The sequence below is a fragment of the Lentzea atacamensis genome, from assembly GCF_003269295.1.
Taxonomy (GTDB): domain Bacteria; phylum Actinomycetota; class Actinomycetes; order Mycobacteriales; family Pseudonocardiaceae; genus Lentzea; species Lentzea atacamensis.
Genome location: NZ_QLTT01000001.1, coordinates 137,781 through 160,312 on the forward strand (window position 1 = coordinate 137,781; position 22,532 = coordinate 160,312).

Annotated in this window: 28 protein-coding genes; 13 read left to right on the plus strand and 15 right to left on the minus strand. The window is 69.4% G+C overall.

The features are described 5' to 3' along the window. Positions 1-6: 6 nt before the first annotated feature. The 3 genes from C8D87_RS00690 (at position 7) to C8D87_RS00700 (ending at position 4,509) form a co-directional block, all read left to right on the plus strand. The gene (locus tag C8D87_RS00690; protein WP_112225135.1) at positions 7-561 is read left to right on the plus strand and encodes a TIGR03086 family metal-binding protein; all 555 of its coding nucleotides are present in this window, start codon (positions 7-9) and stop codon (positions 559-561) included. An 8-nt stretch (positions 562-569) separates the two neighbouring features. Beyond that, positions 570-1,253, plus strand: coding sequence for an aspartate/glutamate racemase family protein (locus C8D87_RS00695; protein WP_112225136.1), 684 nt, complete (start codon positions 570-572; stop codon positions 1,251-1,253). Between the two features lie 97 nt (positions 1,254-1,350). Next, on the plus strand, positions 1,351-4,509 hold the full coding sequence (locus tag C8D87_RS00700; protein WP_170166267.1) for a S8 family serine peptidase: 3,159 nt from the start codon (positions 1,351-1,353) through the stop codon (positions 4,507-4,509). 36 nt (positions 4,510-4,545) lie between these two features. Here the strand turns inward: C8D87_RS00700 and C8D87_RS00705 are convergent, their stop codons facing one another. From C8D87_RS00705 to C8D87_RS00725, 5 genes are read right to left on the minus strand one after another with little or no spacing between them, the layout of a single operon-like run. Then, entirely contained in the window at positions 4,546-4,962 is a 417-nt protein-coding gene (locus tag C8D87_RS00705; RefSeq protein WP_112226188.1) for a YciI family protein, read from the minus strand. Positions 4,963-4,967: 5 nt separating this feature from the next. Beyond that, on the minus strand, positions 4,968-5,366 hold the full coding sequence (locus C8D87_RS00710; RefSeq protein ID WP_109637009.1) for a VOC family protein: 399 nt from the start codon (positions 5,364-5,366) through the stop codon (positions 4,968-4,970). 48 nt (positions 5,367-5,414) lie between these two features. Then, the gene (locus C8D87_RS00715) at positions 5,415-5,996 is read right to left on the minus strand and encodes a TIGR03086 family metal-binding protein (RefSeq protein WP_112225138.1); all 582 of its coding nucleotides are present in this window, start codon (positions 5,994-5,996) and stop codon (positions 5,415-5,417) included. A gap of 4 nt (positions 5,997-6,000) precedes the next feature. Further along, positions 6,001-6,672, minus strand: a complete 672-nt coding sequence (locus tag C8D87_RS00720; protein ID WP_109637007.1) for an RraA family protein — start codon at positions 6,670-6,672, stop codon at positions 6,001-6,003. Between the two features lie 11 nt (positions 6,673-6,683). After that, complete coding sequence (locus tag C8D87_RS00725; RefSeq protein ID WP_233441836.1) at positions 6,684-7,841, minus strand: MFS transporter; 1,158 nt, start codon at positions 7,839-7,841, stop codon at positions 6,684-6,686. 73 nt (positions 7,842-7,914) lie between these two features. On the opposite strand from C8D87_RS00725, the gene C8D87_RS00730 reads away from it, so the two are divergent. Beyond that, the gene (locus tag C8D87_RS00730; protein ID WP_233441837.1) at positions 7,915-8,652 is read left to right on the plus strand and encodes a DeoR/GlpR family DNA-binding transcription regulator; all 738 of its coding nucleotides are present in this window, start codon (positions 7,915-7,917) and stop codon (positions 8,650-8,652) included. Continuing rightward, complete coding sequence (locus C8D87_RS00735) at positions 8,649-9,188, plus strand: HAD family hydrolase (protein ID WP_112225140.1); 540 nt, start codon at positions 8,649-8,651, stop codon at positions 9,186-9,188. The genes C8D87_RS00730 and C8D87_RS00735 overlap by 4 nt, the downstream gene beginning before the upstream one ends. Before the next feature lie 5 nt (positions 9,189-9,193). Here the strand turns inward: C8D87_RS00735 and C8D87_RS00740 are convergent, their stop codons facing one another. Next, the gene (locus C8D87_RS00740) at positions 9,194-9,976 is read right to left on the minus strand and encodes an SDR family NAD(P)-dependent oxidoreductase (protein ID WP_112225141.1); all 783 of its coding nucleotides are present in this window, start codon (positions 9,974-9,976) and stop codon (positions 9,194-9,196) included. An 86-nt stretch (positions 9,977-10,062) separates the two neighbouring features. Here C8D87_RS00740 and C8D87_RS00745 point away from each other — a divergent pair, with 86 nt between their 5' ends. The 3 genes from C8D87_RS00745 to C8D87_RS00755 are packed head-to-tail and all read left to right on the plus strand — an operon-like array spanning position 10,063 to position 11,847. After that, positions 10,063-10,911, plus strand: a complete 849-nt coding sequence (locus C8D87_RS00745) for a helix-turn-helix transcriptional regulator (RefSeq protein ID WP_112225142.1) — start codon at positions 10,063-10,065, stop codon at positions 10,909-10,911. An 8-nt stretch (positions 10,912-10,919) separates the two neighbouring features. Beyond that, positions 10,920-11,237: a Cd(II)/Pb(II)-sensing metalloregulatory transcriptional regulator CmtR gene (gene cmtR, locus C8D87_RS00750; protein ID WP_112225143.1), complete on the plus strand. Its 318-nt coding sequence runs from the start codon at positions 10,920-10,922 to the stop codon at positions 11,235-11,237. Then, positions 11,230-11,847 carry a cation diffusion facilitator family transporter gene (locus C8D87_RS00755; RefSeq protein ID WP_112225144.1) on the plus strand — a complete coding sequence of 206 codons (618 nt, stop codon included), beginning with the start codon at positions 11,230-11,232 and terminating at the stop codon, positions 11,845-11,847. The genes cmtR and C8D87_RS00755 overlap by 8 nt, the downstream gene beginning before the upstream one ends. 12 nt (positions 11,848-11,859) lie before the next feature. Here C8D87_RS00755 and C8D87_RS00760 read toward each other — a convergent pair whose 3' ends face one another. The 3 genes from C8D87_RS00760 to C8D87_RS00770 are packed head-to-tail and all read right to left on the minus strand — an operon-like array spanning position 11,860 to position 13,416. Further along, the gene (locus tag C8D87_RS00760) at positions 11,860-12,396 is read right to left on the minus strand and encodes a vitamin K epoxide reductase family protein (protein WP_112225145.1); all 537 of its coding nucleotides are present in this window, start codon (positions 12,394-12,396) and stop codon (positions 11,860-11,862) included. Beyond that, a complete protein-coding gene (locus C8D87_RS00765; protein WP_112225146.1) occupies positions 12,393-12,992 on the minus strand; it encodes a DsbA family protein in 600 nt (199 codons plus the stop codon). The genes C8D87_RS00760 and C8D87_RS00765 overlap by 4 nt, the downstream gene beginning before the upstream one ends. Before the next feature lie 55 nt (positions 12,993-13,047). Then, entirely contained in the window at positions 13,048-13,416 is a 369-nt protein-coding gene (locus C8D87_RS00770) for a hypothetical protein (protein WP_146771587.1), read from the minus strand. Between the two features lie 105 nt (positions 13,417-13,521). On the opposite strand from C8D87_RS00770, the gene C8D87_RS00775 reads away from it, so the two are divergent. Continuing rightward, positions 13,522-14,043, plus strand: a complete 522-nt coding sequence (locus C8D87_RS00775; protein ID WP_170166268.1) for a hypothetical protein — start codon at positions 13,522-13,524, stop codon at positions 14,041-14,043. On the opposite strand, the gene C8D87_RS00780 is transcribed toward C8D87_RS00775, so the two are convergent. Then, entirely contained in the window at positions 14,040-15,461 is a 1,422-nt protein-coding gene (locus C8D87_RS00780) for a carboxylesterase/lipase family protein (protein ID WP_112225149.1), read from the minus strand. The two genes, C8D87_RS00775 and C8D87_RS00780, sit on opposite strands and share 4 nt — an antisense overlap. Before the next feature lie 68 nt (positions 15,462-15,529). After that, entirely contained in the window at positions 15,530-16,096 is a 567-nt protein-coding gene (locus C8D87_RS00785; protein WP_146771589.1) for a TetR/AcrR family transcriptional regulator, read from the minus strand. Positions 16,097-16,149: 53 nt separating this feature from the next. Between C8D87_RS00785 and C8D87_RS00790 the strand changes: the two genes are divergently transcribed. Beyond that, complete coding sequence (locus C8D87_RS00790) at positions 16,150-17,022, plus strand: pentapeptide repeat-containing protein (protein WP_112225151.1); 873 nt, start codon at positions 16,150-16,152, stop codon at positions 17,020-17,022. Here the strand turns inward: C8D87_RS00790 and C8D87_RS00795 are convergent. Further along, complete coding sequence (locus C8D87_RS00795) at positions 16,997-17,662, minus strand: HAD family hydrolase (RefSeq protein WP_112225152.1); 666 nt, start codon at positions 17,660-17,662, stop codon at positions 16,997-16,999. The two genes, C8D87_RS00790 and C8D87_RS00795, sit on opposite strands and share 26 nt — an antisense overlap. Positions 17,663-17,687: 25 nt before the next feature. Continuing rightward, a complete protein-coding gene (locus C8D87_RS00800) occupies positions 17,688-18,719 on the minus strand; it encodes an NAD(P)-dependent alcohol dehydrogenase (RefSeq protein ID WP_112225153.1) in 1,032 nt (343 codons plus the stop codon). 79 nt (positions 18,720-18,798) lie between these two features. On the opposite strand from C8D87_RS00800, the gene C8D87_RS00805 reads away from it, so the two are divergent. After that, complete coding sequence (locus C8D87_RS00805; protein ID WP_112225154.1) at positions 18,799-19,386, plus strand: TetR family transcriptional regulator; 588 nt, start codon at positions 18,799-18,801, stop codon at positions 19,384-19,386. Between the two features lie 5 nt (positions 19,387-19,391). Here the strand turns inward: C8D87_RS00805 and C8D87_RS00810 are convergent, their stop codons facing one another. Continuing rightward, a complete protein-coding gene (locus C8D87_RS00810) occupies positions 19,392-20,012 on the minus strand; it encodes a dihydrofolate reductase family protein (protein WP_112225155.1) in 621 nt (206 codons plus the stop codon). A gap of 175 nt (positions 20,013-20,187) precedes the next feature. On the opposite strand from C8D87_RS00810, the gene C8D87_RS00815 reads away from it, so the two are divergent. Both C8D87_RS00815 and C8D87_RS00820 read left to right on the plus strand, forming a co-directional pair. Beyond that, positions 20,188-21,063 (plus strand): helix-turn-helix domain-containing protein, encoded by an 876-nt coding sequence (locus C8D87_RS00815; RefSeq protein ID WP_170166269.1) that lies wholly within the window; start codon positions 20,188-20,190, stop codon positions 21,061-21,063. Next, positions 21,029-21,193, plus strand: a complete 165-nt coding sequence (locus tag C8D87_RS00820) for a DUF397 domain-containing protein (protein ID WP_112225157.1) — start codon at positions 21,029-21,031, stop codon at positions 21,191-21,193. Before C8D87_RS00815 ends, C8D87_RS00820 begins: the two co-directional genes overlap by 35 nt. Before the next feature lie 156 nt (positions 21,194-21,349). Here C8D87_RS00820 and C8D87_RS00830 read toward each other — a convergent pair whose 3' ends face one another. Further along, positions 21,350-22,423: a hypothetical protein gene (locus C8D87_RS00830; protein ID WP_146771590.1), complete on the minus strand. Its 1,074-nt coding sequence runs from the start codon at positions 22,421-22,423 to the stop codon at positions 21,350-21,352. Between the last annotated feature and the right edge of the window lie 109 nt (positions 22,424-22,532).

Sequence of the window (22,532 nt, forward strand, 5' to 3'; positions counted from 1 at the left end):
CGAGCCATGAAGCTCAGCGTTCTGCTCGATCGTGCCCGTGACCACGCACTGCCCGTCATCGCGGACATCGGTGACGACGACCTGACCAAGCCCACCCCGTGCGCTGACTACGACGTCCGCGCCCTGCTCGACCACCTGCTGCACGTCGTCGTCGAGTTCCAGAAGCTCGCCGTCAAGCAGGACGCCGACTTCAGCCACACCCCGTCCTATCCGGACTGGCGCGCGCAGTTCCCCGTCGAGACGGCGAAGCTCGTCGAGGCGTGGGGGCAGCCCGGAGCGGACGAGGGCATCGCCGGCAGCATGAACATGCCCGCACAGACCGTGGGCGGGCTTGCGTTGCTCGACCTGACCATCCACGCCTCGGACCTCGCGCAGGCGACCGGACAGCGCTTCGAGCCCGACACCGAGGTGCTCGCCGAGGTCGCGGGCCTCGTCGCCCAGATGGGGCCGATGGCCCAGGAGTGGAACGTGTTCAAGGCGCCCGTCGAGGCACCGGCCGACGCGTCACCGTTCGAGCGGGTCCTGGCCGACACCGGCCGCAACCCGCGCTGGAGTGCTTGACTGGCGGCATGATGACCATCGGGATGCTCGGCGGGATGAGCTGGGAGAGCAGCGCGGAGTACTACCGCCTCGCGAACACGATCGTGCGGGAACGCCTCGGCGGCCTGCACTCCGCGAAAGTCGTGCTGCACTCCGTGGACTTCGCCGAGATCGAACGCATGCAGGTCGAGGGCAGGTGGGACGACGCCGGCAAGGCGCTCGCCGAAGCGGCGGCGAGCGTACAGGCGGGCGGTGCGGACTTCCTGCTGCTGTGCACCAACACCATGCACAAGGTGTTCGACCAGGTGCAGGCCGCCGTCGACATCCCGATGATCCACCTCGGCGACACCACGGCTGCCGCGATCAAGAAGGCCGGGCTGACCACGGTCGGCCTGCTCGGCACCGGGTTCACGATGGACCAGCCGTTCTACCGCGAACGCCTGGAGTCGCACGGGTTGCGCGTCCTGCTTCCGTCCACAGAGGACCGTGCGACCGTGCACCGGATCATCTACGACGAGCTGTGCGTCGGCGTCGTCCGGGACGAGTCCAGGCGGGCGTACCAGGACGTGATCTCACGGTTCGAGGGGGCGGAGGGGATCATCCTCGGCTGCACCGAGATCGAGCTGCTGATCACCCAGGCCGACGTGCCGCTTCCGGTGTTCCCGACCACCCGCCTGCACGTCGAGGCGGCCGTTGAGCGGGCCATTCTGTGAATATGTGATGTGATCCACGCCGCAACGCGGCCACGCTGCGAGCTGTCTTAGTCACTGAGGGCTAATCAACCTCCACAGTGAACCAGGGGAGTTCGCGTTGAAACGATCACATCTCGCCGCAGGGCTGACGGCTGTCGTGGTTGCCGCCACGGCAGCCGTTCCTGTTTCCGCGGCACCGCAGCAACCAGAGGTGCGTGCGGACGGGCTGACCACCAAGGTCACGCTCGTCACCGGTGACGAGGTCGTCGTCACCAACGGCAAGGTTCAGCCTCGCGCGGGCAGGGGCAGGCAGAACATCGCGTTCCGGACGTTCAAGGATCCGCGGGGCGACCTCCACGTCGTTCCCTCGGACGCCCAGGCCGGGTTGAACTCCGGGGAGCTCGACGAGCGGCTGTTCGACGTCTCGCTGCTGGCCAGATCCGGCTACGACGACGCCTCCAGCAAGACCATTCCGCTGATCGTGCAGGGGCAGGGGATCAGCGCGGCCAACGCGGAGTCGTTGCCGAGCATCGGCGCGCACGCCGTGACGGTCGAGAAGAACGGCGGGTTCTGGTCCGGTGCCCGGGCGGCGGGAACCGGACGGATCTGGCTCGACGGCCTGGTCACCGCGTCGCTGGACCGCAGCGCCGCGCAGGTCGGTGCGCCCCGGGCGTGGGAGAAGGGCTTCACCGGGTCCGGCGTGACGGTCGCGGTGCTCGACACCGGTGTCGACGAGACGCACCCGGACCTCGCGGGCGCCGTCGTCGAGTCGAAGAACTTCAGCGACAGCGACACCACCGACGACCGCTCCGGCCACGGCACGCACGTCGCCGCGACCGTGACCGGTGACGGCACGTACAAGGGCATCGCGCCCGACGCGAAGATCGTCAACGGCAAGGTGCTCGGTGACCACGGCGGCGGCCGCGAGAGCGACATCATCGCCGGCATGGAGTGGGCCGCCACCAAGGCCAAGGTCGTCAACATGAGCCTCGGCAGCCCGTGGCCGGAAGAGGGCACCGACCCGATGTCGCTGGCGCTCAACCGGATCACCGCGCAGACCGGCGCACTGTTCGTGGTCGCCGCCGGCAACTCCGGTGGCGCGGTGGGTTCACCCGCGGCCGCCGACGCGGCCCTCACCGTCGGCGCGGTGGACCGTGACGACAAGCTCGCCGAGTTCTCCTCGCGCGGCCCGCGCTGGGTGAACAACGCGGTCAAGCCCGACATCACGGCGCCGGGCGTGGAGATCGTGGCGGCCAAGGCGAAGAACGGCCAGATCGGCACGCCTGTCGGTGACGCGCACGTGGCGTTGTCCGGCACGTCGATGGCCACGCCGCACGTGGCGGGCGCGGCGGCGATTCTCGCCGCCCAGCACCCGGCGTGGAAGGCCGAGGACATCAAGGCGGCGCTGATGAACACGGCGAAGCCCAACCCGTCGTTGACCATCTACGAGCAGGGCGCCGGACGTCTCGACGTGGGCCGCGCGGTGTCCGCCGGGGTCACGACGTCCGCCGGCAGCCACTCGCTGGGCATCGCCCGCTGGCCGCACGACGACGACAAGCCGATCACGCAGAAGCTGACCTACCGCAACAACGGCAACGCGGCCGTGACGCTCGACCTCAGCGTGGCCGAGGTGAAGCCCGCTGCTTCCGGCCTGTTCAGCGTGTCGCCGTCGAAGCTGACGATCCCGGCCGGTGGCTCCGCGGACGCCGTCGTCACCGCGGACACGCGTGCTTCCGTGCCGGACGCGATCTACGGCGCCGTGGTCCTGGCATCTGATGGCACGCGCGTACCGGTGGGTGTGGTGAAGGAGGTCGAGAGCTACGACGTGAAGCTGACCTTCCTCGACCGCAACGGCAATCCGACGCCGGACTACAACTACCGGTTCGTCGACGTCAACCAGCCGCAGGCGTACCTCCGGTTCGACCCGTCGGGCACGATCGTCCAGCGCCTGCCCAAGGGGACGTTCTTCTTCGACGGCTCGGTCTACACCCGCGACCCCGACCCGGCGAAGCGCGGCTCGAGCACCGCGATGATCGAGCCGGCGATCGAGATCACGGGCGACACCGACCTGGTGTTCGACGCGCGACAGGCGAACCAGCCGTCCATCACGGTCGACCAGAAGGAGGCCGCGTCGTCGAGCGCCGAGCTGGGCTTCGCCATGCAGGCCAACTGGGGCCTGACCGGCACGACCTGGATCATCGGCCGTTTCGACGGTTTCTTCATCCGCCCGTCGAAGACGTCGTGGCCCAAGTTCAACTTCTACGCGCAGACGGTCATGGCCAAGCCGGACGGCAACGGCTATTTCGACGGCAGCCCGTACCAGTACAACGTGCGGATCTCCGAGAACGGCCGCGTGCCGGAGAACGTCCAGCGCACGGTGAAGGACAGCGAACTGGCCAAGGTCGACTCGGTGATCCACGCCCGCGTGCCGGGCTCGATCGGCCAGCGCGACAACGGCGCCTCCGGTCCGCTTCCGTTGCGGCTCAAGGAGTTCTACACGCCGGACGTCGAGTGGCTCGGCTCCGTGACCGAGTTCGCGAAGCTCGGCGAGTACCCCGGCCACGGCTACCAGTACACGGCCGTGCCACAGGTGTACAAGCTCGGCCGCACCGTCACCAAGCACTGGAACAGCGCCGTGTACGGCCCCGCCGTGCCGAACGACCCGCGCTACGTCCGGTTCGCCGGACGCCTGGGCAACCAGCTGCGTCTCGACGTGCCGATGTTCAGCGCGACCGGCACCGTCGGCGGCGGCACGCACGTCGGCAGGACCGTCGTGACCCTCGACGGCAAGGTCATCTCCGACCAGGCCTACGCGGGCTACGCCTACATCCAGGGCGTGCCGGCGGAGAAGAAGACCTACCAGGCGCACGTCGAGGCCACCCGCGACTCGCAGTCGTCGAGGATCGTCACCGACTGGACGTTCACGTCCGAGCACGTCGCGGGCGAGGAGTACAAGGCGGTGCCGCTGCTGGCGGTGCGGTTCGCGCCGGAGCTGGACGACCAGAACCGGGCGGCTGCGGGTCGTGCGTTCACGATCCCGGTGACGGTGGAGCGCAACGGATCCTCGTCTTCGGCTGGGATCAGGACGCCGCAGATCCAGGTGTCCTACGACGAGGGCAAGACCTGGCAGCAGGCGCTGGTGTTCAAGGTTCGCGACCAGTGGCGTGCTGCGGTGTTGCACCCGAAGAACGCCAAGTCGGTGTCGCTGAAGGCGAAGGCCAATGACGCGAACGGCTCCGTCGAGCAGACGATCATCCGTGCGTACGACCTGAAGTGACGGCGTGAGGGGCCGGGCGGACCCGGCCCCTCACCGCTACTGCTGATACGGCGCCAAAGTCTCCGAATCCACGTCCGGCGCCTCCATGATCGGATGCACCTCGATCGGCTGGTTCAGGATCGACCCGCCCGGCCCGGGACAGGCCGAGCACTTCGCCGCGATCTCCAGCACCCGCTCGCGGCTGGTGACGTCCACCACCCAGTACCCGGCGATGACCTCCTTGGACTCCGCGAAGGGCCCGTCGACCACGATCGGCGCACCGCCGCCGTCGCCTCCGCGCACCACGAACGCGCGCGCCGGGCCGCTCAGGCCCTCGGACTGCAGCAACTCACCGGAGGCGCGCAGCTCGGCGTCCAGGTCGCGCATGTAGGCGATCATGCGGTGCATGTCCTCGTCGGACCACGCGGCCAGGCCCTCCCAGTCCTCCTGGTTGCCGCCGTAGCTGACCAGCATGTACTTCACTTCCACTCCCCACCGGTCGCGCGGGCCTTGATCTCCTGCACGGCCCAGCTGTTGCCGTCCGGGTCGTCGAAGAAGATGAACGACCCACCGTCCTGTTCGTTCATGCGCACGATCTCGCCCACCTCGACGCCGCGCTCGACCAGCTGTGCGCGGGCCTTCTCCAGGTCGGAGACGACGAGCTGCACGCCCTTCAGCGCGCCCGGTTCGCCCTTCACGATGCCCTTGCCCATGACGATCGAGCAGGCCGAGCCGGGTGGGGTGAGCTGCATGATGCGGGTGTTCTCGTCGAACGTCGTGTCGTGGTCGACGGTGAAGCCGAGCTGCTCGGCGTAGAAGTGCTTCGCCCGGTCGAGATCCGATACCGGCACGACGATGACTTCCAGCGTCCAGTCCATGTCCGAAGTTCCTCTCAGCGGCTGCCTTACAGCGGTCCGTCGAAGTGCTCAGGAACTTTTCGACATGGGGTCTCGGCCCACATACCCGAGCAGCCGGTCCTGCAGCGGAGCATCGTCGGGCACCGCGACCTCCTCGCCGTAGACCTCGATGCCGGGGCCGAACGCGCCGGGCGTGCGGAAGCGTTCCATCAGCTCGGGAGGCACCGCGGTTGCCGTGGCCCACAGGCGTGCCACGTCGGCCGGCGGGATCGTCTCGTCCTGGCCGGTGGCGCGGGCGAGGTCCCAGCCGTGCAGCACGAGGTCGTCGCTCACGACGCGGTCGATGTGGTCTTCCAGGGTCATCGGGCCGAGGGGCGTGGAGACCTCGCTGCGGGCACGGTCCGACGACAACGCCTCTTCGATCTGGCGCCGGGCCTCGCGGAAGTCCGTCAGCGGGTCGTCGGTTCGTGGGATCGCCACGCCCAGCATCACGCCGTGCATGTCGATGACGTGGTCCACCACCCCACGCGCGGTCCACTTCGCGCACGGCGACGGGTTGTCCCACTGGTCCGCACGCACATGAGCGACCTTCGCCTCGAAGGCGTCCGCACGAGCCCGGTACCTGTCCGAAATCGATGTCTCGGGGATCATGGCCTCACTCCTCGACTGCGCCGCCGATCTTGCGCAGATGCTCGCGGAACGTCAGTCCGCTCGCCAGGTATTCGGAGAACTGGAGCTGGCTGCGCAGGGACTCACCCTGCCGCACCCGCTCGGCCTGCGCTCGTTCGACGTCGCGGATGCTCGCCGCCTTGGCGAGGACGGCTTCGACCTCGGAGCCGGGCACGAACAGGACGCCGTCGTCGTCACCGAACACCACGTCGTCGGACGTGACGGTCCACTGGCCGACCTCCGCCGTCGAGAGAGCCTCGGGTGCACGGTCGCGCAGGCTCAACGGGCCGGTGGGGTTGGCGCCGAGGCTGAACACCGGCAGGCCTATCGCGCGGATGTCCTGGGTGTCGCGGTGCAGGCCCCAGATCACCACGCCGGCCAGCCCGGCGGCGCGCGCTTCGAGCACGATCAGGTCGCCCACGCAGGCCTCGTCGGTGCGGCCGTCGTTGTCGACGACGAGCACGTCGCCGGGGCGGCTGCGTTCGATGGCCTCCAGGAAGATGTCGACGCTGCCCGCGTGCCGGGCGGGCAGGACGCGGCCGGACGTCCTGGTGCCGGGGATGACCGGCGTCAGGGTGGCCGTGCGGACCGGGATGTCCGCCCGGATGCAGGCGTCGGCGACGTGTGCGGTGGTGAGATCCAGTTCGGCGAGGTCCATGTCGCACAGTCTTACGCCGCCACGCGCTCCTGAACCGAATCGGTCCGCAACACGCCCGCGGAGAACGCCGCGACCACGCAGATGGCCACCGGCAACAGGAACGCGATGTTGAGCGGCACGAAGTGCGTCATCCACCCGATCACCGCGGGTCCCGCCAGCACACCGAGGTAACCGAGCCCGGCCACCCGCGACACGTTCGCCGCCGCCGCACCGGCCTCCGCGTGGCCGGCCGCGCTGAACAGCTGCGGCACCGTGCCGGACAGGCCCGCTCCCGCGATCGCCCAGCCGAGGAGCGCCAGCCAGATCCACGGCGAGAGCGCCGCCGTCGCGATGCCCGCCGCCCCGATCGCCGAGCCCCAGCGCAGCACCGCGACCGGCCCGATCCTGGCGGCGATCCGGTCGGCGAGCAGCCGCCCGGTCGTCATCGTCGTCGCGAACGCGCCGTAGGCCAGTGCCGCGATCTCCGGCGAGGCGCCGAGGACGTCCTGCAGGTGCAGCACGCTCCAGTCGTTCGCCGCGCCCTCGCTCAGCATCACGAACCCCGCCAGCACCGCCATGATCCAGATCCGGCGCGGCACTCTGCGCTTGCCGGTGGGCTGAGCGTGCTGCTCTTCCTTCTCGTTGAGCAGCGCCCTCGCGGTCACAAGGCTCACCACGACACCGAGCGCGGCTGCTGCTCCGAGCGTGGTGGCGGGGGAGAGTTCCCAGCTGAGTGTGCGCGCTCCGGTCAACGCCGCCGCCACACCACCGAGCGACCACGTCGCGTGGAACGCCGACATCACCGGCCGCTGGTAGTGCCGTTCCACCACCACGGCGTGCGCGTTCATGCTGACGTCCATCAGCCCGTTGCCGATGCCGAAGACGAGAAGCGCCGCACCGAGCGTCCACTGGTCAACGGCCAGACCCGGCGTCAAAGCGGTCACGCTGCACACCACACCCGCGATCGGCACGACCAGCTTCACGCCCGCCCGGTCCGTGACCTTGCCACCGATCCGCATGCCAACGAACGCGCCCAGCCCGAGCAACAGCAGCAACCGGCCGAGCTCGGCGTGGTCGATGCCGGTGCGCTGCTCGACCGTCGGGATGTGCACGAGCCACAGCCCGAGCAGGAACCCGTTGAGCGTGAAGTACGTGAAGGTGGCCACCCGCGCGGCCTTGAGAGCGTTCACTTGCTCCACGCTAACGAACGTGCGCCGTGTTCGAAAGGTTGAGTTTCGAACACCACTGATGTTCAATCACGCCGTGTCCCGTTTGAAGCAGATCACCGAGGCCGTCCGCGACGCGGGCTCGCTGGGGGTGGCCGACCTGGCTGCGCTCACCGGCGCGTCCGAGATGACCATCCGCCGCGACCTGGAGGTCCTCGCCGCCCAGGGCGTCCTCGAACGCTTCCGCGGCGGCGCCCGCAGCCTCCTGCTGCGCTGCTCCGAACCCCCGTTCGCCCTGCGCACCGACGAGAACATGGCGGCCAAGCGCCGCATCGCCGCCACTGTCGCGGGCATGATCGCGGACGGCGAGTCGGTCGTGCTGGACAGCGGCACCACGTGCCTGGAGGTCGCGCGCCTGCTGCACGACCGCCGCATCACCGTCATGCCTCTCTCACTGCACGCGGTGAACGCCCTGTCCTCCAGCACTTCACTCACCCTGCTCGTGCCCGGTGGCCGCCCTCGCCCCGGCGAGCTGGCGCTGACCGGGCCCCTCACGCTCGCCTCCCTCTCCGCACTGCGCTTCGACACCGCGGTGATCGGCTGCTGCGGGCTTTCCGCGGCCCAGGGACTCACCGCCTTCGACCTGGAGGACGCATCGGTGAAACGAGCCGCCATCTCCTCCGCCCGGCGGGTGATCGCGGCCGTCGACGCTTCGAAGCTGTCGCGCACCGCGCTGGCGTTCGTGGCTCCCGCGTCCTCTTTGGACGCTGTGGTCACCGACGCGGACGGCGACGAGGACCTGGCGGCAGCCGGCGTGACGGTGGTGACCGCGTGATCGTGCTGTTCGACATGTTCGGCGTGATCGCGCGCGGCCAGTCGCCCGAGGTCATGGCCTCGATGAGCACGTCGCCGTCGTTCTGGGACGCGTACTGGGCGCACCGGCCCGCCTACGACCGCGGCGACGTGACGGCCGAGGAGTACTGGGCGCTCGTCGGCCACCCACCGCTCGTCGAGCAGGACGTGGCCAGCTGGAGCCGCGTCGACCACGAGATGGTCGCCCTGCTCCACGACCTGCACAACGCGGGCCGGCGAATCGCGCTGCTGTCCAACATCCCGGAAGACCACGCCCGGAACTTCGAACGCACCCATGCGTGGCTGGACCTGTTCGAGGTGCGGGGTTTCTCGTGCCGCATCGGCCACGCGAAGCCGGAACGCGCGGCCTTCGAGTGGTGCCGCGACGCGCTCGGCGGCGGCGACATCCTCTTCGTCGACGACAGGATGGAGAACGTCGAGGCCGCGCGCGAGATCGGGATGCGCGGCCACCACTTCACCGGGATCGCCGGGCTCAGGGACCGGCTCGGCGTCGTCTGACGTGCTCAGGCCCCGGCGCCGCCGTCCACAGGCACGATCGCGCCGGTCACCATCGACGCGCGGTCGCTGAGCAGCCACGCGGCGACTTCGGCCACCTCGCGCGGCTCTGCCATGCGGCCCAGCGGGCTCGCCGCGGTGATGCGCTCGACGATGCCGGGGGACGCCGCCTCCCACGCGTCGATCATCTCCGTGGCGGTGCCGCCGGGGGTGATGCCGTTGACCCGGATGCCCTGACCGGCCCAGGTCACGGCCGCGGTTTCGGTGATGCTGTTGAGCGCGCGCTTCATGGCGCCGTACGCGGGCAGGGCGGGGTTCGCGCGGCGGCTGCCGATGCTCGAGGTGTTGACGATCGCCCCGCCGCCGTTGCGTCGCATGAGCGCCGCTTCCGCGGTCATGGCGGTCCAGTGCGAGCGGAAGTTCACGGCGAACTGCTGGTCGATGTCCTCGTCACTCGTGGTGTCCAGCGGGCCGGGCTGCTGGATCGTCGCGCCGTTGTTGAAGGCGCCGTCGAGCCGCCCGTGCAGCTCCTCGACCCGGTCGACCGCCGCACGGATGCTCGCACGGTCGGCGAGGTCCAGCGCGACGGCATCGGCGACGCCTCCACCGGCGCGGATCTCGGTGACGATGAGGTCGAGGGCGTCGGTGCCGCGGGAGGCGAGCACGACGGCGGCACCCTCGGCGGCGAAGAGCCTGGCCGCGGCCGCTCCGATGCCGCGGCTGGCGCCGGTGACGAGGACGACCTTGCCGGTGAGCAGGCCGACGGGTGCGATGTGGATGTCGTTGGTCATGACGACAATGTCAGCGCGGCCCGATGCGCGGAGGCAGGCACAGGCTGTACCAGGATCCGCCGCCGTGCGACGGGCAGACTCGGGGTATGAGCAAGCAGGAGCTCGGCGCGTTCCTCCGCAGCCGTCGCGAGCGGCTCCGGCCGCAGGACGTCGGTCTGCCGTCCGGACCGCGGCGCCGCACACCGGGTCTGCGTCGCGAGGAGGTCGCGGTCCTCGCGCACATCTCCATCGAGTACTACGTGCGGCTCGAGCAGGGCAGGGCGCCGTGGCCGTCCGGTGACGTCCTCGCCGGGATCGCGGGCGCGCTGAGGCTCACCGACGCCGAGTCCGACCACCTCCACGTCCTCGCGGGCGCCGCGCCGACCCGTGCCAGGACGCTGCGGCGCGACGTCCGCCCGAGCATCCTCGCGCTGCTCGAACGGCTGCCGCTGACAGCGGGGTTCGTGACCTCCGCCGTGTTGGAGGTGCTCGCGTGGAACGACCTCGCGGCCGCGCTCATGGAGGACTTCGCCGAGCTCGCCCCCGAGGACCGCAACCTCGCGCGCCGGGCGTTCCTCGGGCCTGCCCCGCCTGACGCGCCGCTGTACGGGGTCTCCGACGCCGCCGAGTTCCGGCACCACGTCGTCACGCAGCTCCGCGCCACCCTCGCCCGCTACCCGGCGGATCCCGCGGTGACCGGCCTCGTCGGCGAACTCCACGCCAGCCCGGACTTCGCCCGGCTCTGGGAGCGGCACGACGTGCAGGCAGCGCCCACGCTCACCAAGACCTTCCGCCACCCGGTCGTCGGGGAGGTCACCATCGACTGCGACTCGCTCGCCCTCACGGACCGCGACCAGCACCTCGTCCTCTACAGCGCGCCGGCGGGATCGCCGGCAGCCGAGGCACTGGCCCTGCTGAACGTGCTGGGTCCCAAGGCGACATCTGGAGCTGTATAGTTCAGCGAGTGCTGACCTGTGAGACCCGAGAAACCGCACTGTCCAGGCTGGGCAAGGCGCTGGCCGACCCGACGCGATGCCGCATCCTCGTGGCGCTGCTCGACGGCCACGGCTACCCGGCCCAGCTCGCCGAGAAACTGGGCCTGACCAGGTCGAACGTCTCCAACCACCTGTCCTGTCTGCGTGGCTGCGGCCTCGTCGTCGCCACCTACCAGGGCCGCCAGGTCCGCTACGAGCTCGCGGACCAGCGCCTCACCCGCGCCCTCACCGAACTCGCCGACGTCGTCCTCGCGGTCGACCCGCAGGTGGAGTGCGTCGATGAGTGACGCCTGCTGCCAGCCGACGGCCCGCAAGACGACGCTGACCAAGCGCGTCCGGTGGCTCGTCGCCGCCACGATCACCTACAACGTCGTCGAAGCGATCATCGCGCTCACGGCGGGGACCATCGCGTCCTCCACCGCGCTGATCGGCTTCGGTCTCGACTCGATCATCGAGGTGGCGTCGGCCGCGGCGGTCGCCTGGCAGTTCTCCGGCAAGGACCCCGAAGCGCGCGAACGCACCGCGCTCAAGGTGATCGCGGTGTCGTTCTTCGCGCTCGCCGCCTACGTGACCTTCGAGTCGGTCACCGCACTGATCTTCCAGGAACGCGCCGAGCACTCCACCGTCGGCATCGTGCTGGCGGCGGTCTCGTTGCTGGTCATGCCGGGCCTGAGCTACGCGCAGCGCCGAGCCGGCCGCGAACTCGGGTCCGCGAGCGCCGTGGCCGACTCGAAGCAGACGCTGCTGTGCACCTACCTGTCCGCCGTGCTGCTCGTCGGGCTCGGCGTCAACAGCCTGTTCGGCTGGTGGTGGGCCGATCCGCTGGCAGCACTCGTGATCGCCGCGGTGGCGGTCAAGGAGGGCCGGGAGGCCTGGCGCGGCGACCACTGCTGTTAGAACCCACTGCTGTCAGAACAACGACGACCAGTAGAACCAGAACGCCTGCAGCACTCCGGCCGCGATCACCAGGTACCACAGGATCAGCACGACGCTGTGGTACTGGAAGGACGGCCGGATGTTGCGCAGCGTCGTGTACCAGAAGATCGGGATCGTCACCGCCCACACGACCATGCAGTACGGGCACAGCGCCCCGATCTCGTACAGGCTCTGCCAGATCAGCCAGTGCACGAACAGCACGCCGAACGTCGCGCCGACCTGCAGCCCGATCCAGATCCACGGCGGCAACGCGACGCCCGCCAGCAGCAGTACACCCAGCGTCGTCACCACCGCGAACCCCGCGATGCCGAGCAACGGGTTGGGAAACCCGAACAGCTCGGCCTGCGGCGTCTTCATGATCGAGCCGCAGCTCAGCACCGGGTTGATGCTGCACGTCGGCACGTAGAACGGGTCCTTGAGCAGCGCGATCTTCTCGATCGTCAGCACGGACGAGGCGACCAGGCCGACGAACCCGCCGACCGCGAGCACCCACGCGACCACTCGGTTCACCTGGAGAGCTCCCGGTCGATCGCGGTCTTCAGGTTGTCGTAGCTCGGCGCGCCGCTGAGCTTGGTGCCGTTGATGAAGAACGTCGGCGTGCCCTGCACTCCGGCCTTGCTGCCCTCCGCACGCTGGGCGAGCACCCGCTCCCGCAGCGCCGGGTCGCCGAGCGCCTTCTCGAACGCGGCCAGGTCGAGCCCGAGCTGCTGAGCGAACTCGACGAACACCGCGCGCTGCGACGTCTGCTGCCCGCCCCACTCCTGCTGCGCGTCGAACATCAGCGTGAACATCTCGTCCCGCTTGCCCTGCGCACCGGCCGCCTCGACCGCGACAGCCGCGAGCTCGGCGTTGCGGTGGCTGGGAATCGGGAAGTGCCGCACGTCGAACGTCACGCGCTCGCCGTACTCGGACTTGAGCTTCTGCACGCCGGGGTGGGCGGCGCGGCAGGACGGGCACTCGAGGTCGAGGTACTCGACCACGGTCACCTTGCCGTCGGCGGACTGCGGTGCCGCGGTGGTGTTGTTGCGGCTGAAGAAGATGAAACCGGCGATCACCACGGCCACGACGGCGACGATGATCAGGGACAGGCGAGCGTTCTTGGACATGACTGAAGGACCTCCACGAAGGCGGGAAAGGACGGGCTCGAAGACCGGGATCGGTCTAGGTGCGCAGCACGCAGAGCTGCGCCAGCCGTACTTCCAGCCGACGTGAAGGACGAGACCACACGGGCAGCGGCACCAACCGTGCCGGCACCGAACCGGCGCGCCGCAGCACGGCGAACCCGATCAGCACCGCCAGCGCCACCACCAGGCAGGCACCGGCGACGAGAATGCCCTCGATCAGGCCGATGTCGTCGGTCTGATCGGAGTGGGCGACCGCGTGGGTGCTCGACGTGGGGCACTGTGCGGTCCAGGCGAACTCCGTCTCACACGGGGTGCCCTGCATCATCGCGACTCCGGCCACCAGCGCCAGCACGGCGAACATGCGCGCGAGGTACGCGCGGGTTCGTGAGCTGCGGGGGCCGGGCACGTGATCCAGGGTAGCGATCTGCCGCCTACGCTGGATCGCGTGGGGGAGAAACTGCACGAATCAGACCGATTGGTCCTCGACGGGCACCATGTCCCGGAGGACCTCATGCCGCTCGATCGCCATGCCGCCTCGGGGGTTCCGCACATCGTCCAGGCCGCTCTGCAGCTGTCGGCGGAACAGCGCGCGGAGGTTCTTGCGTTCGCGGACTCGTTGCCGCAGCACGAACGCACGAAGCCCGCACAGATGCCGATATCGTTCGACCTCTATTTGGCCAGCGAGGGGCCTGGCGCCCTCGTCATGCGGCTGCTCTCCAACCGGAACCTCCACCAGACCCTGGTCGCCAAAGCGGTCTGCGACATCACGGAGGGCCGCCGGTACTGGGCGGCTTCCAGCTACGCCATGGTCGGCGCCGGGCGCAAGGAGCTGACGCCTGATCTGCTCGGTGACCTGGCGCCGTTGCTGGACGTTCCGGCCGACGTCCTGGCGACGCTGACCGGAATCACGCCGGTGGGCGTCCCGGTGCCCGGTCTCGGTGAGATCGTCTGGGCCGTCCGGCGACTCACCCGGGACCAGGTGGTGGACGTCCGCGAGTTCGCCGAAGCCATGATCAGCCGCCGCGCGACCTAGTTCCAGAACGCCAGCTTGTGCTCGGCCGCGTAGTCGACGCGCCCGATCGCTCCCGGAGCCAGTGACTGCACGTACTGGCCCTCGGAGAACTTCGGCCAGCCCGGCGTTCCGTTCCTGGCGAAGTCCGTCCACGCCTTGATCATGTGGTCGGACAACCCGCGGTCCTTGTCGAAGTCGGCGTCCGGGAACAGGTAGTCGATGTCGGACGAGTGGTTCGCGCCGTGCAGCTCCGCCGGGAACTCCGGGTTCGTGGACGCCCCACGATCAGCGAACTCGAACGCGTACACCGGCGCCTTCTTGGCGTATAACGTGTTCTGCCGGAACGTCGCCCGCGCCCACACGCGGTCGGTCAGCACCGTGGCCCACGCCTGCTTCGGCGACGCGTAGGCGCTGACCGGGTATTCGCGCTCAATCTCGGCAGCGCGGTCGGGGAACGCCTCCCGCACCAGCCCCGAATAGTCCTCAGCCGACATCGGTCCCTGCCGGAACAGGCCGACGAAGCTGTTGTGCTCGTCCCGCGTCGCACCGACGAGCATCGGCACGGAAGAGAACTCACCCGCCTCCAGCGACTCACCGGGCAGCTTGGGCAGCAACGAACCGCCGTACCCCACCGGCTGGAAGATGTTCATGATCTGCGGGTGCTCCAGCAGCTTCTCGACCGGCAGCTGCCGCAGGCACTCGACGTCCGCGCACCCCAGCTCGCGCGTGATCATCGTGCCGATCTCCTGGATCTCCGGGACCGGCCGCCACGCGAGCGACGGCAACGCCTCCAGGTCCGGGTACCAGGTGCCCTTCGGCACGTCCACCAGCGTGAACGAGCTGTGCATGACGGCCTTGTGGAACAACGGCCGCTGCCCGATGAGGTGAGCGCCGACGGCCGTCGCGCCGAACGACACCCCGAAGAGCGTCACGTTGCCCGGATCCCCGCCGAACGCCGCGATGTTGCGCTGCACCCATTCCAGCGCGGCCCGCTGGTCGAGCAGCCCGAACTCGCCGGAGTGCTCGAGCCCCGGCAGCCCGAAGCCGCCGAACACCCCCATCCGGTAGTTGAACGTCACGACGACGACATCCCCTTGCCGCGCAAGACGTTCCGCGTTGAAGTAGTGCCCGGCCCCCACCGCGCCGTCGCCGTGCACCCACACCAGCACGGGCCTGGAGCCCGTCACCGAAGGCGTGGTGACGTTCGCGAACAGGCAGTCCTCGTCGGTGCTCTTGGCCTCGGAATAGCTGGATCCGACCTGCGGGCACGGACTTCCGGGTTTGAGCGCGTCCCGCACCCCGCTCCACGCGGCGGCCCGAGCCGGCGGCTTCCACCGCTCGGGCTTGGCCGCGTACGGAACCCCCTGGAACACCAGGTGCCCGTCGCGCTGCTCGCCCCTGACCTGTCCGGTGTCGGTCGCAACGACGTTCGACGGCACCGCATCCCCCTTTCCGCACGCGCTCACCAAGAGCAAGGCGGCCACCACAATCCCCCGACGCAAGATGACTAACCCCCTGTTGCCAGCTCGACGGCCGCGACCAGCTCCCGTTCGCAGACGTCGAGATCGAGTGCCCCGGACCGCAGCACGACGCTGTTGCGCATCGCGAGGATGAACACCGCCATCACGTCCGGGTCGAACGCGCGGAACTCACCGGCCTCCTGCCCCTGCCTGAGAAGGTCGGCGAGCGCCACGTGATCGGAGTCGGCGATGCCCCCGTCGGTCACCGCCGCGTGCGCCCTGATGCGCAGGAACGCGAGCATGTCGTCGCGGTGCTCACGGATGAACGCCACGTTGGCCCGGAGGAACGCCTCCAGCTCACCGCGAGCGGTGGACTGGCCCATCCGCTCGGTCACGAACCCTTGGAACCGCTCCAGGACGTCCGCGAACACCACGTCCACGAGCTCCTGCTTGTTGCGGAAGTGGTACGAGATCAGCCCGGTGCTGCTCAGGCCCGCGCGCGTCGCGATCGCCTTGAACGACGTCTCCGCGTAGTCCAGCTCCGCGATCGTGGCGATGGCCGCCCGCACGATCTGCGCCCGGCGGGCCTGCTCCGTGACAGACTTTGCTCGCATGAGCAAAAATTAGCACAGCTGAGCAAACGCCGGGCAGGTCAAAATCAACTTCCATGAGCACCAGGCAGCAGGTGGAGTTACGGCCGTTGCGCCGATGGGTGATCGTGGTGTGCGCGGTCCTGGTCGTCGTGCTGACGGCGGCGGTGCTCGTCTGGCTGCTGCTGGAGGCGGGTGCGGACCCGGGACGGCGGATGGAAGCGATCAAGACCGGCTTCACCGTCGGACTGGCGGGCGGCGGCAGCGTCGTGCTGTTCCTGGCCGTGCGGCGGCAGTGGCACCAGGAGGTCATTGCCGTCCACACGACCCGTGACGCCGACGAGCGCCGCCTCACCGACCTCTACGTCAAAGCCACCGAGCACCTCGGCTCACCGCTGGCCCAGGTGCGCGTCGCGGGCCTCTACGCCCTGGAACGCCTCGCCCAGGAGTACCACCACCAGCGCCAGGTCGTCGCCGACGTCATCGCCGCGTACCTGCGCATGCCGTACCACCAGGCCGAGGACCTCGAAGCCGAACAGGAACTGCACGTCCGCCGGGCCGCGGGCAAGATCCTCACCGGCAACCTGCGCGGACCGGACCCCTGGCAGGTCACGCTCGACCTCAGTGGTGCCACGCTGGTCGACTTCAACGCCCGCCAGTGCGTCTTCCCCGGCGGCCTCAACTGCGAGGGCGCCACCTTCATCGGCATCGCGCGTTTCACCGACGCGCGCTTCGCCGGTGTGGCGAGGTTCGTCGACGTGAGCTTTCGCGGGACCAGCCGGTTCACCGGAGTGGTCTTCGAGGACGACGCCCTGTTCGACGGCGTCCGCTCCAGCGACACCCGCTGGTTCCTCGGCGCGAAACTCACGAACCTCAAGGCGGTGCTGGAAATCCCGGGCTTCCACGTCGCCCCGGACGGCACCATCACCCCTGACGCGCCAGCCCGATGAGGTGATCGACGGCCGCCGCCAGATCAGCGGGCCCGTCGACCGCGATTCCGGCGCCACCGAGCCGGCGCAACGGCTCGATGTCGATGTCCACCCGGTCACCGACGCTCCACGTCCGCGCGGCGGGCACCCCGCACCGGTCGAGCACCACCCGGAACGCACCGGGATCGGGCTTCGGCGTGTCCCCGGAGTCCTCGGAGCTGAACACCTGCGTGAAGCCGCCGGCCCCCAGGCCGATCTTGTCCAGGATGGCCGTCGCCGAGCTCCTCGTGTTGTTGGTGAGCAGCACGATCGGCACCACCTCACGCAACCGCGCCAGCTCCCGCACCAGGTTCTCGTCGCGCTCCAGACCGTCCGCAATGGACAGATGCGCTTCGCGGTACTCCAGCCACTGTGCAACGTCGAAACCGTTGGCCCGCACGAACGACGTCGTCGACGTGCCCGACCAGTTCGTCCGCATCGCCTCCCGCAGCTCGGCCGTCTTCGCGTCCGCGTGGGCGGCGGAAGTGCCCTGCAGCTCGACGAACATCCGGCCGATCACCGCGAGGACCTGTTCCGCGTACGCCTCCTTCGGATACAGGGTTCCGTCGAGGTCGAACACGACGAGCCGCGGTGCGGATCCGTTTCCGAGAACGTCGATCATGCGCCTACTCAATCACGGGCCGCCCTCAGCCGAGGTCGGACAGGTCGAGTACGAACCGGTAGCGGACGTCTCCCCGGGCGAGCCGGTCGAGCGCCTCGGTCACGCGGCCCGACGGGAGCAGTTCGATGTCGGCGGTGATGCCGTGAGCGGCGGAGAACTCCAGCATGGCGGCGGTGGCGGCAAGGCCGCCGCTGCCTCCGGAGGTCAGCTTCTTGCGGCCGAGGAGCAGGTCCATCGTCTCCACGGTCAGGGACCCGAGGTAGCCGACCTGGCTCAGGGTTCCGTCCATGGCCACCAGGTTGAGGTAGGGGCCGAGGTCGTGGGGGACGGGAATGGTGTTGATCAGGACGTCGAACCGGTCGCGGGCCGCGGCGGTGCTGTCCGGGTCGGTGGAGACGACGACGTCGTGCGCGCCGAGCCTCGCGGCATCGCCGGCGCGATCCGCCGACCGGCTCACGACCGACACCTCGGCGCCCATCGCCGCGGCGAACTTGACCGCGAGGTGGCCCAGTCCGCCCAGGCCCGCCACCGCGACCCGCGTTCCCGGACCCACGCCCAGAGCGCGCAGCGGTTCCCACACCGTGATCCCTGCGCACATCAGCGGCGCGGCGGCGGCCGGGTCCAGTCCGGCCGGCAGGGGATGGGCGAACCGGTCGCGCACCACGTACTCACGGGAGAAGCCACCCAGCGTCGTCGTCCCGTCGCGGCGATCGGTGCCGCCGTAGGTGAGCGTGGGGAACTCGCGGCAGAAGTTCTCCTGACCCGCCGCGCACATCGTGCACAAGCCGCAGGAGTCGACGATGTTGCCGACGGCGACGGGGTCACCGGCCCGGAACGCCGTCACGTCCGGACCGACCTCGGTGACCACGCCGGTGAACTCGTGACCCGGCACGAGCACGTCCTCGCCGTTGTGACTGCGGACGGCGTGCAGGTCGGTGTGGCAGACCCCGCAGAAGTCCACGCGCACCGCGATGTCGTCGTGGCGCAGGTCGCGCCGGGGGATGGGTACCGCGTGCAACGTGGTGCCGCGGGCCTGCCAGCCGGTGGTGCTTCGCATGACGCTCCTCAAACAGACTGTTCGGTCTATTTCACGCTACACGAGAACAAACCAACTGTTCTGTCTGTAGGGTTGGCTCATGCCCGACCAGCAGCTGACGGCCCGCGGCGCGGCCACGCGGCAGCGCATCATCGACGTCGCCACCCGCGAGTTCGCCGAGCACGGCATCGCGGGCGCCCGCATCGAACGGGTCGTCGCCGCCGCACGCACCAACAAAGCCCAGCTCTACGCCTATTTCGGCAACAAGGAAGGGCTGTTCGACGCGATCTTCTTCAGCTCGCTGGAGCGGATCGTCAACGTCGTCCCCATCGACGCCGCCGACCTGGCGGACTGGGCCGTGCGCCTGTACGACGAGTACCTGCGGCGCCCCGATCTCATCCGGCTGGCCACGTGGGCCCGCCTGGAGCGACGGCCCACCGGCCACCTCGTCGCCGACACCGACCGCCTCGACGCGAGCAAGCTCCGGGCCATCACCGAGGCCCAGGCGGCAGGCCTGGTCCGCGACGGCGACCCCTTCGACCTGATGGCGATGGTCATCGCGATGTCGATGGCCTGGTCACCGGTCAGCAACGTCTACGCGGCCACCATCGACGAACCCGCCGAGGTGCACGAACGCCGCCGGGACCTGCTGCGCGACAGCGTGCGCCGCGTGGTCGCACCCGGCTAGGAACTTCAGGCCGTGGCGTACTGCGGACGCCCGGCCGGCCGGTAGACCTGGATCGTCACGCCCTTCGAGTCGGCCCGTGACTCGACCAGGTCCAGCGCGAGGTCCGGCCCTGCGGCGGGGAACAGCCGCTCGCCCTGGCCGACGACCACCGGCATGACGATCAGAGTCATCTCGTCGACGAGGTCGTTCTCGAGCAGCCACCGGATCAGGGTGCCGCTGCCGTGCACCTGCAGCTCACCGCCCGGCTCCGCCTTCAGGTCCGCGATGGCGGCCGCGAGGTCGCCGGCCAGGACGGTGGTGCCCGGCCACGCCGGATCGGTGAGCGTGGTCGACGCCACGTACTTGGGCCGTGCGTTCAACGCTCGCAGAACGGGCTCCCAACCGGGAACGTCCTGTTCGGACAAGGTCCCCCAGACGCCGGCGAACAGCTCGTAGGTCCGCCTGCCGAACAGGAACGCATCGGCGCGGTGGTAGGTCTCGTTGATGAACGCGTGGGTGTCGTTGTCGCCCTTGCCCAAGGCCCATCCGCCGCGCTCGAACCCGTTCCTGCGGTCCTCGTCCGACGCGCCGCCGTTGCCTTGCACCACTCCGTCGATGGTGACTTGGGTCATGGTCGTCAGCTTCATGGTGGCTCCTCGTCTCGGCGTCGCCTTCACCACTGCTACGAACGCCGCGGCGCCGATCCGACGACCTCTCCCGGATTTCTCGAAGACTTTGGAAAGCCGCCAAACAGCATGCTTTCAGGTTGATCTGCGGCGAATGGGTGGAGCCAAACGGACGCGCGGTTCTACCGTCCCTGCCATGCCTTTGCTGAGATCAACGGTGCGCGGCCGCGAGTTCGGCGACGCGATACGGGCGCTGCTGCGTGCGGCCGGCCTGACCAACCGCGCCGCCGCCGAGTTGCTGGGGTGGCAGGAGGCCAAGGTCTCGGAGCTCGTCAACGGCAAGGAAGGCGTCACCGACGTCGAGCTGGCCACGCTGCTGGGTTTGCTGCGTACACCCCCGGACGAGTTCGACCACCTGATGGCCCTGCACCACGACGCACACATCAGGGATTGGTTGCAGCCCACCGGTTCCGGCATGGCGGACCGAGTGCGCACGTTGCGAGAGCACGAGAAAATCGCTTCCGAGATCGACGGTTGGTCGATGAACGTCGTGCACGGTCTCGTGCAGGTTCCCGACTACACCTGGCACCTCGCCCTCGCCAAGCCGCTGCCTGAACCGGACGCGCGGGCACTCACCGAGAACCGGGTCGTGCGTCAGACGGCCGTTCTGGACGGAAACCGGAAAGTCACCATCTACATGCACGAGCAGGCTCTTCGACTGCCGGTGGGCAACGCGAGCGTCATGGCGGAGCAACTGCACCACCTGCTGCGCATGTCTGTCCGGCCGTACCTGACGATTCGCCTGGTTCCCACGGCGTTCGGTCCGCGCGCCGGGCTGGCAGGTGACTTCGACCGCCTCAAGTTCAAGAAGATTCCGGCGATCGTCTACGTCGAAAGCGAGGGCGCTAACGTCTTCCTCGAAGATCAGGTCTCCGTCGGCCGCTACGACACCGTGCTGAGGTCACTCGAACGGACGGCGTTGGACGAGGTCCAGACGAGGAAGCTGATCACCGACATCATCGGTGAGGAGACGCGTGATGACCAGGTGGCGCAAGAGCAGCTACAGCGCTAGCGACGGCAACTGTGTTGAAGTTGGCCGTGGCGTCGGCGTCCGGGACAGCAAGGCGCCCTCGGTCGAGCTCCCGCTCACGTCCCACCAGTGGACGAGCTTCTTGGAGCTGGTGGTTGCCATCCGCCGGTGACTTCCTTGGTGGGCTTGTGGGGGAAGCGGCGTTGGGCGTATTCCTGCGCGTGTGAGCCCGGCAGGACGTAGAAGGTCTCCCGCTTCCGCGAGCTCGCTCAGCAGGTGTGCGGGCAGGATGAAGCAGACCATTGTTCCCCCTCTGGTTCCCCTTGTATCAGCGGAGAGGGCGATATCCGGCGCGCAAGTACAGCGTGTTCCGCAGGACCTCGTCGGCGATCTCGTCCACGGGCCGATGGCCGGTGTCCACATGTAGATCACCGGTTCCGCGAGTCCGGCCCACGATCTCCCGCAGCCGGTCCGGTGGCTGACCCAGCAGCAGGTCGCCGGCCAGGCCCGGCGCGGGAGACTCGCCTCGGGCGCGGCGGGTGGCACGGTCCAGGAGGACGTCCCGGCCGGCGTCCAGGCAGCACACGGTGACCGCGGCGGCGGGCAGGGCCGCCCGGTACCGCTCGGGGTCCTCGAGCGGGCCCACCGCGATCAGGCACTCGGTTCCGGCGGCGCGGAACGTGTGCCAGACCGCGGCCAGGTTGGCGGCTCTGAAGTGGTCGCCGAGCTCGGGGCGGTGAAAGGAGATCTGGTCGAGATCGACGAACGCGGCGTTGCGACCGGATCGCTGGACCTGCTGGAAGACCTGCCAGCCCACGGTCGACTTCCCGACGGCCGCCGGTCCGCACAGCAGGAGGACCTCGCCCGGATCCGAGTACCGCCGCAGGGGCCTCGTCGCCGGCTCACGGGGATCGGGCCAGCCGGTCTGCGCCAGCACCCGGTCCGCGACCTCGGTGACGGTGAGTCCGGTGGTGTCCACGTGAAGACCCGGCTCGCGGTCCACGGTCTCGGCATGTTCGAGCGCCTCGATGAGGTTGGTCGCGCCGCCACGTACGGTGATGCGCCGGGCCAGTTCCGCGGGGTCGGCGCGCAGCAGGCACGTCGTGAGCTCGGCGTTCGCCACGGTCTCGATCCCGCGAACCGGGTCGGTGACGCCCGGCACGACGAGGCACTGGGCGCCGGCGTCGCGGAAGTTCGCGGTCACCGCGCCGAGTGCGCGGGCCTTGAGGCGGTAGCGGCCGGGGTCACCGTCGGGTTCGGGCAGGCACATGCCGAGCTGGTCGATGTCGACGAAGCCGGTCGCGAGACCACGCCGGGCGAGGCGTTCGAACACCTCCCAGGCGACGGTCGTCTTGCCCACCCCGGGCGCTCCGCGGAGCCACAAGACCGGCAACGTGGTCACGCGGGGAGTATCGGGACCCCGGCGCTGCCGGGTCTACCGAAATTATCGTGCAACCAACGGTTGCGTTAGTGGTGCGCTCCGGCTAGGTTCATGCGCAACCGTTGGTTGC